We start from the raw sequence: 16,104 nt of genomic DNA, 5'->3' as shown, positions 1-16,104 counted from the left end.
ACCTTATTCCATAAAATTTCGAAAACGACGTTCAATAGTGAGCATGGCTGTCACAAAAATTAGAATACATCCTACCATTACCACGGCAGCAGCCGTCAGCTTCTGAACATCGAGCGCCATAAACATGTTGTTCATGTAGTGCTGCAGCATATAAATCCGATCATGCGGATATTCGCCAGCGATCAAATACGTTTCACGGAACACTTTGAACGAATTAATAATGGAGATAAGAATGACAAAAAACATCGTCGGAGTTAAATAAACAAGCGTAATATGTAACCATTTATGAAACCTACCCGCCCCTTCGATATCCGCCGTCTCATAGTAGTCCCTCGGAATACTTTGTAAACCAGCCAAAAATAAAATAATGTTGTACCCCATGTTTTTCCATATGTAGAGTATGGTTAGCACACCGATTGACCACTCCGATTTCATCCAATCGACCCGCTCCACATTCAAGTACTCCAGCCATGCATTGAATGTGCCATTCCAATCGAACAAGATTTGCCACACCATCACAATAGATGCGACGGGTACCACAAGCGGCAATACAAATGCGGTCTGCAGCCAATTCCGAATAAACAATTTTTGATTCAGGATCTGCGCAAACAGCAAAGATAAAGCTATAAGGAGAGGTACACTCACAATGGTAAACAATAACGTATTCGATGCTGATTTGTGAAAAGAATCACTATTCTGTAGTGCCCTGTAATTGTCTAGGCCGACAAATGAGCCGTCAACCGTATGATCTTGAAACGAATAAATAACTCCCATAGCAAACGGAATCAGATAAAACAAGGCAAAGCCAATCAGGCTTGGTGCTAGAAAGAGGGCTGCCACAGCCCATTCCTTCCGCAGCAGTCTGATCAGCTTATCCCAGTAACGCTTGTCTGTCATGTTCAATCCACTCCCTATTCATTCAACACAGTCATCACTCTATTCTGAATCAGCTCTGCCACTGCTTCGGGTGATTTCTGTCCGGTGAAATAGGCTTTGGATTCTCCCAATAGAATCTCTTCGATTTTTGAGGGCTTGAACTCAACTGAATATTTTAAGCTGCTAATTAACCTCTCCATCTCATCGATATCCTTTTGAGTAACTTCGTACTCTTTGCCTTTCAAAGGCCCAACTTCTTGATCAGACATTACTTTTCCCTTTTTCAATACATCTTGAGCAATTTTCTTGTAGGAAGCTTTGTTTAATGAAAAACCGCTTGCTTGATCTTGCATCTCATCAGATAACAGAAATTTCAGGAAATCCCATGCTTCATCTTTTACAGCAGACCTCTCATTAATGCCGATCGTTTGGTAGGTTCTGAAAAATCCTCCTGCCGCCTGCCCGCTTGCATTTGGTTTTAAGTACAGCTTTGATTTGTATTTGTAAGGATCACTAAAAAATTCACTCTTCTTTACATCACGAATATAGTATTCGGGTGAACTAATGAATTCGCTATAGAAAATGGCCCCATCATAATCTTCCCTTATCATCTTCTCATCAAGCATAAGCTTTACTTCCTTAAGTAATTCAATAAAGGCAGCAGAGTCGAAATTAGCTTTCCTGCTCTTCAGATCTACGAACGTCGCATACTGATCATGAACCAAACTTTTTATCATGTATTCAGGAGTTACTCCGCCTAATGCAAAATAATTTCCATCTGTTTTCTTAACGATTTCTTTGGCTGTGTCGGTAAACTGTTTCCAATTCCAATTGCTATCGTCGATCTTTACTCCGCTTCTTTCAATTACCGTTTCATTGCCTATAAGACCATAAATAAAGAAACCCATCGGCATCCCGTATATTCCGCCGTTTACCTTGATCCCATCTAAAACATTACTGAAGTACTGCTCTTTCTTAAAAGTAGGGTCCTTATCGATCATATTTCCTATGTTGGCCAGCAATTCTTTTTTGATATAATCCCCGGATGGCAATTGATCCATCTGAATCAGATCAGGCCCTTTACCAGATAACATAGCTGTATTCATTGTTTTTACAAACTTTTCTGCATCTGCAGCTGTGATGTTTTCATTCGCTTGTTCGATATATTGAAGATCAATGGTGATATTAGGATGCTTCGCTTCATATCTTTTCTTGGCTTCTACATAGAAATCGTCAAGAAAATAGGTGGAAAATACAATGGTTTTCTTCTCCTTGCTATTATTCGTTCCAGACGTTTCACCCTTAGGTGATGTAGTACTTGTCCCGTTGTTTACCTGATCGGAGGTTGTCTGTCCTCCGTTCGATGTCTGTGCTCCCCCTGCATTCCCGTCAGTAGTGGTGCTGCAAGCAGAAACGATGACCATGATAAACATAAACAGAATTAACATCGCTTTTTTCATTGTTTTTCTTCCTCCTATAATCCTTCTCTCCATGAACATTCCGTAGCGTTACAGCATCAGTATAAGGTGGAGATATATGAGGAATGAGATGGACTTGTATTGAAGTTGTAAAAACTGAAAAAAAGAACCTTCAGGAGTAGATGGTTCCCTGAAGGTTCTTTCGTGTGTTGCTGTAACACTGTAAATGTGGTCTTGCATGGTCTTGCAACACGAGTTCAGTTAGGCGGTTATGTCTAGCTTAAAGCCTCGAATAGTAACTAAGCAGTGCCATGACGTCCTTACTGAACCCGACAACTTCATTTCGTCTCAAATCGACTGAGACCGTGTACATTAACTTATCGCCGTCCTTGCTCATGTAATACAATTCCACTACACTGCCCCAGCGGATCATATCCTCATTCAGCGATAGCTCGGACAATGGATAGCTCCCTTTTTCCTGAATAAACGTTGTTGCAAGAGCGATAACCTTTTCATTGTCTTCCTCACTAGTGCTGGATAAATCTCGTAACGTTCCTGCCCTTGCGGCTTTAACAACATCGCCGTCCCTTGCATTCAGCACGATATCATAGATTTCATTAGGGTCATTCATTTTGGTCAGAGTCGTATAAAATAAACCATCAGAATACGAAGCCAGTTCTGTTTGATCGTTCAGCTTTCGTTTCGGAACCTCTGCTCGTTTCACTTCCAAGGCTGGAGCTGGCTCGACTATCGGAATGAGACCATATTCCGCCTCACTTATTAAAGCTTTAAACTTGTTTTGATCAATAATTTGCATCTCCAATTGAATCTCGTTCAACGTTAGTTTTTTATCGAAATATTTATTTACCGCATTTAGACTAAGTGTTTTCACTGTATCCTGAGACAGGACACCCTCATATTTCGCCTCATTGGCCGCATTTGTTCTATGAATTGGTTTTACCATAACTGTCTCTTTCGGTATCGTATCAAACACACCTTGGCAACCCGTCCCGAGAATCATGAGCAACACGCATGTCACAACCAAATTAAGCTTGTTCATTCCTGCATCCCGCCTTTCGGAAAGGTAGGTGCGAATACAACTTCCACCTTCGTGCCATGATTCTCATTACTGGTTACCCGGATGTTCGCATTGTGGACCTTCGCTACATTTTTACATATTGCAAGACCGAGACCTGCCCCTTTTCCGCTTCTTGTCCTCGATTTGTCCACCATGTAAAAAGGTTCGAAAATTTTATCCTGATGCTCCTTAGCAATCCCAATGCCCTGATCCATCACTGCCAACACACATTGCCCATCTTGCCATACGATTTGTAGTGTAATGGTCTGCTGTTTATCTGAAGCTTTAATTGCATTGTCCACCAGATTGAAGATTAGAACTTTCATCAAATCCTTTTCCAATCTTAGCTCGCCAGGTCCACACTCCGTGACAATTGCAATCTGCTTTTCTTTGGCCAGCATGTCTAGTGCAGGCTTGATTTCAGCTATAACCGCTCCCAGATCGTGCAGCTCCAACTCGAAGTCATCCTCTTGCAGCACAATCAAGTTCATCAACTTCAATGACAACATCTCTAATCGTTTACCCTCTGAATAAATGACGTTGAGACCATCTAAAAACATTTCTTCATCGTATTTGGTAGTCCTCATAAAACTCGCATAGGCAATAATGGAAGTGAGCGGTGTTTTTAATTCATGCGTAAAATTATTAATAAACCGCTGTTTTTCTTGATTGATTCGCTCAAGTTCATTGATCTTATCCTCCACAACAGCGGCCATATTGTTAAAATTGTCTGCTAGCACGCCAATTTCGTCCTTTGATTGTAATTGGACCCGTTCAGAGAAATTTCCCTGCGCAATGACCTGAGCTGTACGACCCAGCCGCTCAATTGATCGCGTCAGCCCTCTACTTACAAAAAACATAATCAACATATACAGAAAACAGGCCGCCACATCCACCTTTACAAAGAACTTATATTGATCCACACGGTCCTGATACACGGAACTGACATCTACCATATAGGTAAATAGATAGCTCGTTTGACTAACATCCACCATATTCGACGTGAACAGGATCGTTCGCTCATCGATATCCCGCAACATATAATTGATTTGATCCGCGCCTAGCTTATCCAGTTCCTTACGCTGCTCCGGCATCTGAAAATCAATATTACTGAAGACCGCCTGATTGGTCTCATCCCTAATATCCAAATACACACGTTGTTCCTTATTGGTTCTAACAAATTCATTAGCAATTCTCGTTAACACTGTTTTCTCATAATCGATTGAATCGTAAATACGAACAATCGGTACAATCGCGTTGACACTGGAATGAATACTCATGTATTGGCTTAGCGCACTATCTATTTCCTGCTCCAGCATTCTATTGTGGCTGCGCTCGATAACCATAATAGAGGCAGCATTAAAAATAATGACAAAGACTAGAATCGAGAAGATGTAAATTTTCTTCCAAAATTTCATCTTCTTAATCCTCCAACCGGTAGCCAAGTTTATAAATAGTTTTAATATGATCCTGCAAATCTAGTTTTTTCCGTAATGATTTAATATGCATATCAACCGTTCTTGTTTCTCCATAATAGTCATCACCCCATACTTTATCGATAAACTGCTCTCTTGATAGGGCGATATTCTTATTTTTCAGGAGAACGACCAGCAAATCATATTCTTTTGGCGTTAGCTCCACGACTTCTCCTTGCTTGGTTACCTCCCGCTTGTCCAGATCAATGAGAAGCGACTGGAAGCCAAGCATTCGTTCTTCTTTGCCATACCTACGCAATACCGTTTCGATACGAGCTAGCAGTTCAATCGCTTCGAATGGCTTGACCATGTAATCATCTGCTCCCAGCCTTAGCCCGTCCACTTTATCATAAACCGAGTTCTTCGCCGTCAAAAAAATAACCGGTATACAATAAGGTCTAATACGCTCCATTAGTGCAAAACCGTCCAGTTTGGGAATCATAACATCCAGCAAAATAAGATCAAACTTCTCCCGCTGCAGCAGTTCCAAAGCCGCCAAGCCATCATAGACCTCTGTCGTATCGTAGTTTACGATATTGAGATTCATTTTAATAATTTTAGAAATATGAACATCATCTTCAACGATCAATATTTTTTTGTTCATCACTGAATCTCCTAACACAAATGATGGGTGTACCATATTCGGATGGTCAGATACACCATCTATACTAGCATGATAGGGCAAATAATAGGTATGTGAATCCACATAGAGCGCACATGAAATGATCACCTAAGCTAGGCACGCCAAAAAGGGAAGAACCCTATTTGTATAGGATTTTCCCTGTCTATCAACTATTTCACGTTATTTATATAACATCCTAGCCTGACACTTTTAGGAGGAAATGCTCATTCATTTTTCATCAGTGCCTTAAATGCTTTCAGTTTATGCTGAGCTCGTCGATACATCATATAGTCAAATAGATTGGCAATACATATGATGCTAAGTACGATCCACAGTATCCAAGCAATCTCTGTTGCTTGCACCATACTCCTATCTGCAATTATCATTGAACATGCCATAATGAAGGTAGTGACCACTAAAGCAATCAAGTTGTTAATAAAAAAGTAAGTTCGAGCTCTCGCCATACTTATAGGTAGGATGGAAGTTAGCCATTCTGTTAGTAAACCAACGATAAAGCCGATGCTTCCGCTAGCTAACACCACCAATACTGTATTCGATAATGATACATCTGAGTACCCGGTAAACTGCAAAATAACACCGATAAACAAACCAAGAAAAAATGACTTTACCACATTTACTAAATGGATATTGTCCATACATTGAGCTCCTATAACTTGAGTGTGTTTCTAAGCTTTTTTGAGAACATCTTGGATACTTCTAGTTCCTTGTCATTATCCATTCTTAATACATATCTGGAGTTGAACCAAGGGATAATTTCTTTAACGTGAAGCAAATTAACGAGTTGTGACTTATTGATTCGTATAAATCCTTTTACAACCCACACATTCTCATAATATTGCAGCGTCTCTTTAATACTGTACTTATTAGATTTGGTATAGGCCATAATACCATCAGGACCCGCTTCTACATATCGAACATCCCGTGGTTCAATAACAGCAAATTTATTGTCGCTCAACCCTGTAAATCGATGCGTCATATGCATCTCTTCTCGGATACCAGAGACCAACAGCTTAACGACATCCATATATTCAATAGCATCGAATACAATACAAATCTTTTCAGTCGGTAGCTCAAATCCCTTTTCAACAAGAACCAAGTCACTATGTTGCTCGACTTCAATTTGATATTTGGACAGTTCCTGTTTCAACTTTTCACAAACTTTATTTGAACACAATAATTGAACCATTGTATGTCTCCTAATGACAACGTACGAACTATTTATTCAACTATCATCCTATCATAAATCATCCTTATATTTACAAGCTCTTCTATCCCTTTTTCCCTATATTCATCTGTTCCAAAGTTCGCAATGAAATAAGTTTCCTTTTCCTTATCGTATAATACGTATGACCCTGTAACACCAACACCACCATAAACATCGGACATTGAGCCTAGTAAAAAGGATAGTTCACTAAAGTCAAAATACATCATCCCCATTCCATAATAAATACCTTTATCATAGTCATGAGTGAAATCAGTCATCTGTTTATACACTTCATCAGATAATAAAGTCCCGTCCTCTAATGCCACCATGAACGTTAACAGGTCATCCATTGTAGTAACAACTCCTCCACCTGCCCAATCAACGGATAATGCCTGTTTATCGCTATAGTCAACACCATCGATATAAAATCCTAATATGTCTGCCGGTTTATCCTGATAAAATAGTAAATAACTATCGTTCATACCCAAGGGCTTAAATATCCTCTTCTCCAAAATAGCAGCATAAGATTGTTTTTCAATCTGCTCCAAAATAAGACCCAGTAAAATATACCCCGTATCCGAATAATAAAATTGTTGTCCAGGTCGTCCTACAGGATTCTGATTTTCCCTAGTAAATGCAATCAATTGTTTGGGTGTAAAGGAAAGTTCCGGATTGGCTGATGTCATTTCCAATATAGGCTTTCCGCTATTTACAGGACCTTCAAAATAATCACCTACTCCAGATGTATGACTGAGCAATTGCCTTATCGTAACTTGATTTGCATAGTCTATCCCGTCTACTACAAATAAGCCTTTAAGAACACTGTCATCCAGCCAGGAAGTAATTTTATCATCATAGCTAACTTTTCCTTCTTGAACTAACACGCCAAAGATAACAGCACACATCGTTTTACCAATGCTGGCGGCATGATATTGACTATCAACGTGAACAGGTTCAACGGAAGAGTGGCTTTTAGTACCCACTGCAAATTGTTCAAAATAACCTGTTTTTTTAGAGTAAATGGTCAGCAGTACGCTGGATAAAGAATTATTTTGTTCTACGATATCGGTTACATGGGTTTCAATTTTTTTCGTCACTTCTTCTTCTGGTATTGGCCTATTCAGTATCATTATTACGCCAAATCCAACCACAACGATAATAAGGAAACCGATCAGCACTCTAATTGCTATTTTCATATGGGAGATGGACCACCTTTCCATTCATGTATTTTCATAAACTACTCTACTCGGTGGTCTGTATGGCAGAAACACTTTTGATTCAAGTGGTCCAAATAAAGGATTAAGATGACTTTTTATTGAGCTGTAGGTGTAATTAATGGAACGAAACGTTTATCAAGCATGATCTACTACTAAACTTTTATTTTCAAACGCTGTTGAGAGTACAATTAAGGGCATTGAAAATCCGAATGCATGGCAGGAATCCAGAAAATGAGCCAACGACTCTGTCGTTTCAGTGCAAACTTTCAGCAAGAAGTTATACTCTCCACTAATTCTATAAAGATCAACGATCTCAGGAGACTCTTCACTGAAAGCAACAAAAGCATTGCAGCTACTTGTTTTAAATAAAACGAATGCGGTCGTATGCTTCCCAAGTCTGTGCGGAGACAGCTGCGCACGATAGCCTGTAATGATCCCTTGCTCCTCCAGCTTCCGAAGTCTTTCTGTTACAGCTGGCTGCGACATGGCAATGTTTCGACTCATCTCGGAAATGGGAACTCGGGCGTTCTCATGCAATAAAGAAAGAATTTTGTAATCGATGTGATCCATAAAATGAACACCTCAATATAAAAGGATAATGACCTTATTTAAAGTGATATTTAAGTAATCTTATGCTCATTTACTTAATCATTCTATGTAGTTTGCGTACGATACATAATAAAATAGCGCTAAATCGATTAAAGAGGAGATGGCACAATGATATCTATGCTAAATGAACCTATAGCGCTAGGCGGATTACGTTTGAAAAACCGACTGATTATGGCTCCATTACAGCAGTACATGGGTACTTCCGAAGGGCTGGCCACCAACCATCATATTGAACATTACGGAAGAAGGGCACAGCATGTAGGACTCATTATTTTAGAATCTACCGCTATTTCTCCAAACGGAAGGCTATGGGGTAACGATATCGGAATATTTTCAGATCAACATATCGAACCGTTACGTAAAGTTACGGATGCGATTCACGCACACCAAACTCCGGTCTTTATTCAGTTATCTCATGGTGGAAGGAAATCGTCTCCTGAAGTTACGAACTCGTTAGTCGCACCAAGCGCGATTGCGTATGATGATTATTACGGCATACCCAAAGCACTTTCACCTGTGGGTATTGAACACATTATCCACGAATATCGATTAGCGGCAAAACGAAGTATAGAAGCAGGATTTGATGGGATTGAAATTCATGCGGCACATGGTTTTCTCATTCATCAATTTATGTCGCCTCTATCCAACAAGCGGACAGATGCCTATGGAGGTTCTGCTGAACATAGGGCGAGGTTTTTAAAAGAGGTACTTTGTGAGGTTAGAGAGGAAGTGGGCAGAGACTATCCGGTTATCGTTCGAATCTCTGCCACCGACTACAGCAAAAAAGGACTAACTCCTACAGAGTGGGTGCGTATGTTACAACCACTTGAAGCCGAATTGAACGCCATCCATGTCTCTACTGGTGGAATAACTCCGGTTCAACCAAGCGACATATACACCGCTTATCAACTTCCTCATGCGGCTGCAATTAAGCCACATTTCACAATTCCAGTCATTGCGGTCGGGGAAATTTATACCCATAGTCTTGCCAACCGTATACTTGAGGATCAATTAGCCGACCTAATCGCGATAGGCCGTCCTCTCCTAGAGGACCCGGACTACGCAGAACGCATGTTAATACCGTGAGTACTCTACTTGCCCAAACAGCTCATTGACTACGTCCCAATTGACTTTAAGCTGCCCGTTCCAGCCCGCCCACGGCATCTCCATATCCGATCTACCTTTTGTATTTGGAAGCTTTTCTTCTTGGCTCGCCATATCTTCATAGTCCGTCCACGTATCAAAATTCGTTTTGATACATGCATTGGGAATAGCTCCTACGACAGCTAGTGAGTTCAATATGCCCCGCCGCACGTACTTATTTCTCGGCATAATTTTTTCTGCTGTAAGCCGCTTCTCAAATTCACCCGGCGTCTCGTCAGGCTCCGAACGCTCCAAGCTGTCCAATAAGCTTCGAAACACTTTAATATCTTTCGACGTCGGCTTGACCGGACGCTGCTCCACTAATTCCTTTAAATCCAAGAGTGCTCCCCTCAGACTTAAACCATACGTATTGCCTAAGTAGAGGGCGTAATGAACCTCTGAAGTATTTTCCCAATAACCATCTTTTCGACTTTTTGAAAAGGAGCAAATTTTGCATGCAGCGTAACGGTCTGCCTCCACAAATTCGTGATCCGGTATGTTCAACATGGTGTAGTAGCTCGTCAACGAGGATATCCCACGGGGGTAGCTCCCACCAACTCCAGCAATAAATCCATCTATGATGCGTTCTCGATTTAATCGCTTGTCTTCCCTTAGCTGAATGAGCTGCTTAAGGCATGAATGGTGGGACATGATCTCCAGACGATTGACCATCCAGTCCATTTTTTTCACCAGTTCTCTCTCTTCTTTTATGAGTGAACAAACGTTGTACAGTCTCACCCCATGCTGAGGGTCAAACATTGAATTTGATGTATGATAGAGCTTTCTCAGCATAGCTACTTTCCTTTTATACATACCAAATTACTCCTTCCTCAAGTAGATTGTTAATTCCAATACTGCACAAGTCGACTGTATATGAACTTACTTCGTCATACGATAAAATGACGAAAGGAGCTGCCGTGGCATGCTCCTTAGTTAACCAACTTATGGAGTAGGGAATTCCCTCACAACCAGAACTCATTCATCATAGACTAAGTTTCGATAATAGTTGAGATGGATAAAATACTAGTAAACTTCTACTGCTGATTGAGGAACTTTCTTATTTCATCCCCATGATTAACAAGGGAGTGGCCTTCATCAGGAATAAGATTAATCTCTGCATGTTTTAGTAACGTTTCTAAACGTTTTGCCGTCTTTTCAGAATGGAACATAACATCCTTTCCCCCTACAAATAAGGCAACAGGCATCGTTAGTTGTAGAATTTCATCATCAGAGAACAGGGGAATGACTTCTTTTCTAAAATTAAAATGGCTTGCAATTAACTTTTGATACTGCAGCATAACTGCTGGAATAAGCTTGTCACCATTAATTTTGTAATAAAGCTTATCAATTCCTTTTTCTCCGAGTAACATGTACATGAGTGATTTGAACATAAAAGATTTTCTTAGAGGATCAATACCTGCTGGGCAAAGAAGAACCAGCTTGTCTACCTTTTGAGCATATGTTATAGAAAATTTAGCTCCTACCCATCCGCCTAGAGAAATTCCAACTATACTTGCCTTTTCAATAGATAGGCACTCAAAAACATCATGAAGCCAGTTGGTAAAGTCATCACCGGTAAATGGAAGTTGAATTTCACTACTCTTCCCTGGCTCACCAGGCATATCTACCGCATATACTCTATAATTTTGAGCATACTTCTCCATCTCATTGATCCACATTACTGAATTCATGCCACTGCCATGTAGTAAAATAAGTGGTGGCAAATCAGTTCTTCCACTCGCTATAATAAATGTTTTTCCATAACCCGTATCTATATACAATTCTTCATGTATCGTTGAACTCATACTAACTAATGAATCGTAATATTTTAGAACTTCTCTTTTTCCTTTTGCTGATTTAAAGGCAACCTGAACCTTACTATTGTTTCGTTTACTACTACCTGAATTCACTATTACATCTCCTTATTATTGTATCCCCTTTACATGTCATTGCCTTGAGTAAAGATAGATATATAATCCAGCATTTCTTTAGTAAAGATAAGATCTCCCCATAGCATTACTTTTACATTATTCTCATGTTGATAATGTTTGATATGAATCGTTGAATGGCTTAACTTAGGATCCTTACTATTCATTACGGCTAATAACAGGTTTGAAATTTTTCTATATTGATCAGCGTCTACTTCATTGATATCTACTACAGTAGAGACATTTACTTTATTCAGACCTTTATTTGTATCTAGGTCACCCGTGCTGAATTCAATATTTTTGTTTTCCGCTTCGACTTTATTGCTAATAGTAACGTTGTTATTTTCCATGAAAATACTCAAATCATGCCCCGATATTCGCCACTGCTTCCCTACTTTCGTAGCTCTAAGCTTACCTTCGGTTATAAATTTTCTAATTGTTTTATGGTGCATTCCTAATATTTCTGCAATTTGGTCAATGGTATAAAATTTTTCTTCCATCTGATTCAATCCTTTATATGATTTATACGCTCATTATATTGCACATTATGTATATTGTAAATACACTTTAATGTATTTTATTTAACTTTATTGCTATTTAAACAACTTAATTTCCACTTTTATTTTGCATTGGGCCATCAACCACACGTTTTTTCGTTAGTATTAACTCCGTAGTCTAAATTTCAATTCTAGCATCGATATAATCACCATTTGCATCCGTATGTACATTTAGTTTCCTGCATTAATAATCGTAATTTTCTCCTCAACCTATACTTGGACATACAAGAAAAAGCGTGTAGAACTGTACCTAACCTGTACAAGCTCTACACGCTTTATCCTACTTTTTCTACAATTGTGAATGGCACTCATTCATACGAATTAGCCTCTACACCTTAAATCGCTGTACTACATCATTTAGAGATTGCGCTACTTCAGCTTGATCCTGTGCGGTTTGCGCAATATGTCTCATACCGCCACTTGTATCGGACATACTGCCTTGTATTTCTTCTGTATTCTCTGAGGTTCTTTGCGCAATACTTGCCATATTTTCAATGGCAGCCGTAATTTCTTTAATTGTATGGGAAACATTATCGGACATGTTTGCAATATCATCGGATATTAGCCTTACATTATCAGCATCTTTATTGTACTGACTACCTGTATCCTGTAAAAGATCGTAATCTGCCATGACTTGCTTATTAATAAATTCCAATATTCCATTCGCGTCATGAGTTAGATCATGAAAAGCTTTCTGTGTCTTTTCAATCGTTTCGTGGATTTGTAAGGCAGTACGCTCAGATTGCTCGGCTAGTTTTCTTACTTCCTGAGCAACTACAGCGAATCCTTTGCCACTATCTCCAGCTCTTGCTGCCTCAATGGCTGCATTCAAGGAAAGTAGATTGGTTTGGCTAGCAATAGCAGCAATAGCGTCTGCCATGATCTTCACTTCATTAACTACCTTTCCATTTTCGATAGCTGTAAGTATCGCTTTTTCTTTCTCTTCATATAGTCTTTTTGCATGCTTAATCGATTGTTCTGCTGTATGGCTAATGTGAACAGCTCTCTCTTTAATTTTCATTGCTTCCTCATTGCTATTTTGTGCCGTCTTCGCTAATACTTCTACATGAGCAGCTACTTCTTCTACCGATGCACTTATTTCTTCACTGCTTGCACTTGTATCTTGTGAACCCATCGCAATTTCTTCAGAAGAGGAGTTAATCAGTTCTATTTGACCCGTAACTTCCTCAAAGGTAGCACTAAGTTCCTGACTCGTAACACTAACTTGTTCTGCGTCTCTAGCAATGTCGCGCACAACTCCTCTTAACGTCTCCGACATTTTGTTGAAAGCATGCCCAATATTACTTAACTCATCTTTCCCTGATACTTCAATGACACCAGTAAAATCTCCCTCGCCCATTACTCGACTCAATTGTTCCAGTTGTTGTAAGCGAGTTGTTAGACGTTTGGTGTACATAAATATAGTTGAACTAACGATAAGTATAGCGATAACGCCTATTACGGAGAGAGTTCTTACTAAGTCTCTTGAAGGAGCTTCTATTTCATCATTGGAAATAAAGAACGCTAGCTTCCAGCCTGCTGCTGTAACCGTATCATAGTATACTTTAGCATCACCAAATTCACCTTCACCCTTAATAAAGGATTGGCCGCTTTCCTTTTGCAGCATTTCTCCCCCAAGTGTCTTAAGCGACTCCCGTGGGCTGTCTTTAATATTAATTTTCATAATATGTTCTGGGACAATATCATGGAGAATTAATCCCTGTTTGCTCAAGAGCAATGGTAAGCCTGTGTCGCCCACTTTAATGCCAGAGACCATATCCATAATCTCATCTAGACTCAAATCTGCTGTAACCGTACCTACAAATTCATTTTTATAATAGAGTGGAGATATGGTTGTAACCATCGAAACACCAGAATTGGAATCGATATAGGGCTCCGTCCATGTCATTTCTCCCTCTTTTAACGCTTTTGCATCGGTGTAATAATATTCTTTTGTGTAATCAATTTGATTGTAAGAATCATCGATAGACATAACACCATCTTTTTGAGTCACATAATAAGCTCGTCTTCCAACCTGTGGATCTAGCTTATTTGGTGCAAAAAAGACACCTACACCAAAAGTTTCATCATTCGTTGACAGTACTTTCTTCATTTTGCGCAAGTATTCTTCTCTTGTCAGCTTCGGGTTATCGTTAACACTCATTAAAAACGTTTGTAGAGTCTTTTCATGAGCTAGAAAAGATAGATTAATGGTCTCTATTCCACTGGTTAAATTGGCTTTCATCGTCTGATCAACCTGTGTTGTCACCATTGAATTACTTTTAAAATAAGAAACCCCAGACATAACTAGTACCGTAACCATGATAACGGGTAATAATAGACGGAGCATTTGACCTTTGATTGTATTCATAGCTGTATTCACACCTTTTCTGACTGAAAATAGTAACCGTGCAATACGATTGGGTAATGTTAATATAATCGGTATATTGTAAAAATTATTATAATGGATAAATATGGTTAATTAGGCCGATTCAGATTTGACGGAGTTTGTAGTTATATCTTGAGTCCAATACAATAGAAGTCGGTTAATAGTGGATTGAATAACTCCAAATGGTGGTTTTTATGTTGAAGACATTATTTAATTGGTTATGTTTGACATGTTGGTAACACATATGATACCATATATGTATGCAGATGAGTCTGCTTACTTGAACTTATAAATCGAATATTGGTGAGGAGTTGGTGATGATGGGAAACCGTCAAATCCAGCAATTTCCTAACCTTGTTTACTCTGAGGAAGCCCTTGATAAGTGGACTCGGAACCCAGACATCTGCCAAAATGCCCAACGCAAGATTGTAGAGGCTTTCACGTACTTGAATGCTTACGGCACGGATTACAACTATCTTGGCAAGAGAATCACAAACACCAAGCGTGACGGGATCTGGGAACTGAAGATTAAAGGAAAGTCTAAGATGGAATGGCGGTTTTTGTTTAAACACGTTGCGGGGTCAGAATACGCAATTCTTCATTTCTTCTTGAAAAAAGACGAAGCTATCAGGAAACAAGACATGGATACTGCTGCGCGGATCGCCGCGAGAGAGGGCTGGTAACAGCCTCTCTCTCCAACGGTTGGATCCAAACAATCCAATAGCCAATGTATCGAAAATAAGAACAGTAAGGCAGAAAATTTATTTAGATTAATATTTTTGAGAATCCCAAAATAAAGGAGGATGAATTGGTTAGTATGAAATTGAAATCAAAAAGATCTAGCAAAAGAGTTTATTCTATTCAAAATGGTACCTGAATTAGCACGACTTTTGTTTGAAAGGAGATGACAACTATGACTAAAGACATCATCGTTCACGATCTCCAAAATCTCATTGATGTACCCCGAGAATATTATTCGATTTCCATCCCTAAGATGGAGATTACACGTTGTATCAAAAATGAATTGGGAGAACGTAACCTGTCCATTAGAAAATTGGCGGATGAAGTAGGAATGAAGCATCCTCAAATCATTCGGGTGACTAGCGGAGAAAATTATAATATTGAAACTCTGCTTAAGATTTTGGATGCTCTGGATTTGGAGATTGTGCTTCAAAAGAGAGTCACAACACCTTAATTTTACCTTTGATGATTAATCATATTAGGATTGTTATATTAAGCATGTTGTCGTATCGAAATACGGGTAAGAAAATATTTCTTACACTCTGAAGAGCACCCCTTATAGAAGAAATTGGGAAAACATTCCGGTGTTAATAACCAATTACTCTCTATAAGGGGTGCCTTTTATAGAAAAGGAGTCTCAAAGGTTTATTATGTAGAGTGATGATGGTTACCTTGATATTTTGTTGCTGGAGAATAGACAACATTACCTAAACTTCGCTCCACATAACCTTAGACACTCTCTAAGAACAGAAGCGTCAAATACATTGATGGTGGCGTCGTTTAACTGCGCTATGCGACTGACCGATAAAATTCTCACGAAGTTTAA

At 39.3% G+C, this 16,104-nt stretch carries 16 protein-coding genes; 3 read left to right on the top strand and 13 right to left on the bottom strand.

From position 1 onward, the window contains the following. Positions 1–3 precede the first annotated feature (3 nt). The 9 genes from IFO66_RS06245 to IFO66_RS06205 form a co-directional block, all read right to left on the bottom strand. Positions 4–897: a carbohydrate ABC transporter permease gene (locus IFO66_RS06245; protein WP_192024323.1), complete on the bottom strand. Its 894-nt coding sequence runs from the start codon at positions 895–897 to the stop codon at positions 4–6. Between the two features lie 14 nt (positions 898–911). Further along, positions 912–2,336 (bottom strand): ABC transporter substrate-binding protein, encoded by a 1,425-nt coding sequence (locus tag IFO66_RS06240; protein WP_192024322.1) that lies wholly within the window; start codon positions 2,334–2,336, stop codon positions 912–914. Between the two features lie 238 nt (positions 2,337–2,574). Then, positions 2,575–3,354: a hypothetical protein gene (locus IFO66_RS06235; RefSeq protein WP_192024321.1), complete on the bottom strand. Its 780-nt coding sequence runs from the start codon at positions 3,352–3,354 to the stop codon at positions 2,575–2,577. After that, the gene (locus tag IFO66_RS06230) at positions 3,351–4,790 is read right to left on the bottom strand and encodes a sensor histidine kinase (RefSeq protein WP_192024320.1); all 1,440 of its coding nucleotides are present in this window, start codon (positions 4,788–4,790) and stop codon (positions 3,351–3,353) included. The genes IFO66_RS06235 and IFO66_RS06230 overlap by 4 nt, the downstream gene beginning before the upstream one ends. A gap of 4 nt (positions 4,791–4,794) precedes the next feature. Further along, a complete protein-coding gene (locus IFO66_RS06225) occupies positions 4,795–5,451 on the bottom strand; it encodes a response regulator transcription factor (protein WP_192024319.1) in 657 nt (218 codons plus the stop codon). Between the two features lie 242 nt (positions 5,452–5,693). Beyond that, a complete protein-coding gene (locus IFO66_RS06220) occupies positions 5,694–6,125 on the bottom strand; it encodes a hypothetical protein (RefSeq protein ID WP_192024318.1) in 432 nt (143 codons plus the stop codon). 11 nt (positions 6,126–6,136) lie between these two features. Continuing rightward, positions 6,137–6,676, bottom strand: a complete 540-nt coding sequence (locus IFO66_RS06215) for a LytTR family DNA-binding domain-containing protein (RefSeq protein WP_192024317.1) — start codon at positions 6,674–6,676, stop codon at positions 6,137–6,139. 32 nt (positions 6,677–6,708) lie between these two features. Then, a complete protein-coding gene (locus IFO66_RS06210) occupies positions 6,709–7,890 on the bottom strand; it encodes a serine hydrolase domain-containing protein (RefSeq protein WP_192024316.1) in 1,182 nt (393 codons plus the stop codon). 156 nt (positions 7,891–8,046) lie between these two features. Further along, positions 8,047–8,481 carry an Lrp/AsnC family transcriptional regulator gene (locus IFO66_RS06205; RefSeq protein WP_192024315.1) on the bottom strand — a complete coding sequence of 145 codons (435 nt, stop codon included), beginning with the start codon at positions 8,479–8,481 and terminating at the stop codon, positions 8,047–8,049. 147 nt (positions 8,482–8,628) lie between these two features. Between IFO66_RS06205 and IFO66_RS06200 the strand changes: the two genes are divergently transcribed. Beyond that, a complete protein-coding gene (locus tag IFO66_RS06200) occupies positions 8,629–9,606 on the top strand; it encodes an oxidoreductase (RefSeq protein ID WP_192024314.1) in 978 nt (325 codons plus the stop codon). Here the strand turns inward: IFO66_RS06200 and IFO66_RS06195 are convergent. The 4 genes from IFO66_RS06195 to IFO66_RS06180 all read right to left on the bottom strand — a co-directional run bounded on the left by IFO66_RS06195 (position 9,595) and on the right by IFO66_RS06180 (position 14,519). Continuing rightward, complete coding sequence (locus tag IFO66_RS06195) at positions 9,595–10,476, bottom strand: hypothetical protein (RefSeq protein WP_192024313.1); 882 nt, start codon at positions 10,474–10,476, stop codon at positions 9,595–9,597. The genes IFO66_RS06200 and IFO66_RS06195 overlap by 12 nt on opposite strands. A gap of 221 nt (positions 10,477–10,697) precedes the next feature. Next, entirely contained in the window at positions 10,698–11,573 is an 876-nt protein-coding gene (locus tag IFO66_RS06190; RefSeq protein WP_337912576.1) for an alpha/beta fold hydrolase, read from the bottom strand. 29 nt (positions 11,574–11,602) lie between these two features. After that, positions 11,603–12,091 (bottom strand): helix-turn-helix domain-containing protein, encoded by a 489-nt coding sequence (locus IFO66_RS06185; RefSeq protein ID WP_192024312.1) that lies wholly within the window; start codon positions 12,089–12,091, stop codon positions 11,603–11,605. A gap of 385 nt (positions 12,092–12,476) precedes the next feature. After that, the gene (locus IFO66_RS06180) at positions 12,477–14,519 is read right to left on the bottom strand and encodes a methyl-accepting chemotaxis protein (protein ID WP_192024311.1); all 2,043 of its coding nucleotides are present in this window, start codon (positions 14,517–14,519) and stop codon (positions 12,477–12,479) included. A gap of 335 nt (positions 14,520–14,854) precedes the next feature. Here IFO66_RS06180 and IFO66_RS06175 point away from each other — a divergent pair, with 335 nt between their 5' ends. Further along, a complete protein-coding gene (locus tag IFO66_RS06175; protein WP_192024310.1) occupies positions 14,855–15,220 on the top strand; it encodes a type II toxin-antitoxin system RelE/ParE family toxin in 366 nt (121 codons plus the stop codon). A 230-nt stretch (positions 15,221–15,450) separates the two neighbouring features. Further along, a complete protein-coding gene (locus tag IFO66_RS06170) occupies positions 15,451–15,732 on the top strand; it encodes a helix-turn-helix domain-containing protein (RefSeq protein WP_192024309.1) in 282 nt (93 codons plus the stop codon). Positions 15,733–16,104 lie beyond the last annotated feature (372 nt).

Origin of the sequence: Paenibacillus arenosi (assembly GCF_014841135.1) — a bacterium.
In the GTDB taxonomy this organism is placed as follows: domain Bacteria; phylum Bacillota; class Bacilli; order Paenibacillales; family Paenibacillaceae; genus Paenibacillus_B; species Paenibacillus_B arenosi.
The sequence above is the reverse complement of the archived record's forward strand: the minus strand, read 5'-3'. Positions and strand labels throughout refer to the sequence as shown.

What these genes read in the sequence shown, in the direction of transcription:
- IFO66_RS06245 (WP_192024323.1), bottom strand. Translation starts at nt 897, where the DNA reads ATGACAGACAAGCGTTACTGGGATAAGCTGATCAGACTGCTGCGGAAG.
- IFO66_RS06240 (WP_192024322.1), bottom strand. Translation starts at nt 2,336, where the DNA reads ATGAAAAAAGCGATGTTAATTCTGTTTATGTTTATCATGGTCATCGTT.
- IFO66_RS06235 (WP_192024321.1), bottom strand. Translation starts at nt 3,354, where the DNA reads ATGAACAAGCTTAATTTGGTTGTGACATGCGTGTTGCTCATGATTCTC.
- IFO66_RS06230 (WP_192024320.1), bottom strand. Translation starts at nt 4,790, where the DNA reads ATGAAATTTTGGAAGAAAATTTACATCTTCTCGATTCTAGTCTTTGTC.
- IFO66_RS06225 (WP_192024319.1), bottom strand. Translation starts at nt 5,451, where the DNA reads ATGAACAAAAAAATATTGATCGTTGAAGATGATGTTCATATTTCTAAA.
- IFO66_RS06220 (WP_192024318.1), bottom strand. Translation starts at nt 6,125, where the DNA reads ATGGACAATATCCATTTAGTAAATGTGGTAAAGTCATTTTTTCTTGGT.
- IFO66_RS06215 (WP_192024317.1), bottom strand. Translation starts at nt 6,676, where the DNA reads ATGGTTCAATTATTGTGTTCAAATAAAGTTTGTGAAAAGTTGAAACAG.
- IFO66_RS06210 (WP_192024316.1), bottom strand. Translation starts at nt 7,890, where the DNA reads ATGAAAATAGCAATTAGAGTGCTGATCGGTTTCCTTATTATCGTTGTG.
- IFO66_RS06205 (WP_192024315.1), bottom strand. Translation starts at nt 8,481, where the DNA reads ATGGATCACATCGATTACAAAATTCTTTCTTTATTGCATGAGAACGCC.
- IFO66_RS06200 (WP_192024314.1), top strand. Translation starts at nt 8,629, where the DNA reads ATGATATCTATGCTAAATGAACCTATAGCGCTAGGCGGATTACGTTTG.
- IFO66_RS06195 (WP_192024313.1), bottom strand. Translation starts at nt 10,476, where the DNA reads ATGTATAAAAGGAAAGTAGCTATGCTGAGAAAGCTCTATCATACATCA.
- IFO66_RS06185 (WP_192024312.1), bottom strand. Translation starts at nt 12,091, where the DNA reads ATGGAAGAAAAATTTTATACCATTGACCAAATTGCAGAAATATTAGGA.
- IFO66_RS06180 (WP_192024311.1), bottom strand. Translation starts at nt 14,519, where the DNA reads ATGAATACAATCAAAGGTCAAATGCTCCGTCTATTATTACCCGTTATC.
- IFO66_RS06175 (WP_192024310.1), top strand. Translation starts at nt 14,855, where the DNA reads ATGATGGGAAACCGTCAAATCCAGCAATTTCCTAACCTTGTTTACTCT.
- IFO66_RS06170 (WP_192024309.1), top strand. Translation starts at nt 15,451, where the DNA reads ATGACTAAAGACATCATCGTTCACGATCTCCAAAATCTCATTGATGTA.